3 protein-coding genes are annotated in these 1,082 nt (G+C 72.0%); all 3 read left to right on the top strand.

Annotated elements, in window-relative coordinates:
- The first annotated feature begins 214 nt into the window (after positions 1 to 214).
- On the top strand, positions 215 to 481 hold the full coding sequence (locus DMC18_RS25015) for a DNA -binding domain-containing protein (protein WP_110133420.1): 267 nt from the start codon (positions 215 to 217) through the stop codon (positions 479 to 481).
- 108 nt (positions 482 to 589) lie between these two features.
- Positions 590 to 790: a transcriptional regulator domain-containing protein gene (locus tag DMC18_RS25010; RefSeq protein ID WP_110133419.1), complete on the top strand. Its 201-nt coding sequence runs from the start codon at positions 590 to 592 to the stop codon at positions 788 to 790.
- Between the two features lie 16 nt (positions 791 to 806).
- Positions 807 to 1,082, top strand: a 276-nt coding sequence (locus DMC18_RS25005) for a hypothetical protein (RefSeq protein ID WP_233248299.1), incomplete at its 3' end; no start/stop codon positions are given.

The raw sequence follows: 1,082 nt of genomic DNA, 5'->3' as shown, positions 1-1,082 counted from the left end.
GAGCCCCATCCGCTGGTCTGGATCCGCCAGAAGGGCGATCGGGCGCCGGAGCGGGGCGACAAGCCGGCCGACGACACCAGGCCGCGCCCGCCGACCTGACCGGCCGCTCTAGAGACGGTGGGGGGTGATGCCACGGACGCATCGCCCGATCCGTCTTCGAGGTCGTCCCCCGGCCCGCGCGATCGCTTAGGATTGCCGGCGGGGGAGGAACACCATGAGCCACGGCGACCTGCGCGACACGCCGATCGACGACCCGGTGGTAACGCCCTACGACCACGCCCACCTGCTGGTCTATTTGCGCCTGCTGGACGCCGCCGCCGCCCACGCCGACTGGCGCGAGGCGGCGGCCATCATCCTGGAGCTGGACGTGGCGGCCGACCCGGGGCGGGCTCGCCGCATCCACGACATCCACCTCGACCGCGCCCGCTGGATGGCCCGGGCCGGCTACAAGCATCTCTTGAAGGGAAGGCCGCCGGGGTGATGCCGCGACGGCATCGGGCGATCGCGGGGGACAGGCTTCCCGGGGAGTCCGTGCACGGAAAGAACCGATCGGCAGCTCAATCTAGAGTGAGCTTCGTCGGAGGTTCTCATGTCGCCAGACACCTCTCGGTGGCGGTCCGCTGAAGCCTATGGCTATGTCGACAACCTGTCCGGGGCGGATCTGGCCTGGGAATATCTTCGTCGCAACCCAGATTACCAGAACGACTTCGAGACTGCGAGCCGGGCGCACGACGCCGAACGGCTGGACGCCCGCTGGGGGCTGCGATTTCCCCGTCGATCCATCGCTTGAGGCCGACCGCGCGCAGGTGTGGTGGCGTCCCGAGGTCGACGCCGAACTGATCCAGTTGCAGGCCGTGCCGGCCGGGTCCGGGGCGCGGCTCTTCAGTCCGGCGGCCAACGCCCTCGGCGAGGCCTGGTGGTCGCTGGGCGCCGGGCGCGACAAGATCCGCCTGGCCCTGCTCGCCCACGCCGCCAGCCCCGGCCAGCCGCTCGCCGCCATCGTCCCGCTCGACGCCGCCGCGCCCAGCCGCCTGCGGGCCCTGGCCCGTCTCCTGCGCCACCTGGACGGCGCGCCGCCAGCG

Source organism: Caulobacter sp. D5, from assembly GCF_003185805.1.
Lineage (GTDB): Bacteria > Pseudomonadota > Alphaproteobacteria > Caulobacterales > Caulobacteraceae > Caulobacter.
The sequence above is the reverse complement of the archived record's forward strand: the minus strand, read 5'-3'. Positions and strand labels throughout refer to the sequence as shown.

Bases quoted from the DNA above. Each gene is read 5' to 3' on its own strand.
- DMC18_RS25015 (WP_110133420.1), top strand. From the start codon at position 215: ATGAGCCACGGCGACCTGCGCGACACGCCGATCGACGACCCGGTGGTA.
- DMC18_RS25010 (WP_110133419.1), top strand. From the start codon at position 590: ATGTCGCCAGACACCTCTCGGTGGCGGTCCGCTGAAGCCTATGGCTAT.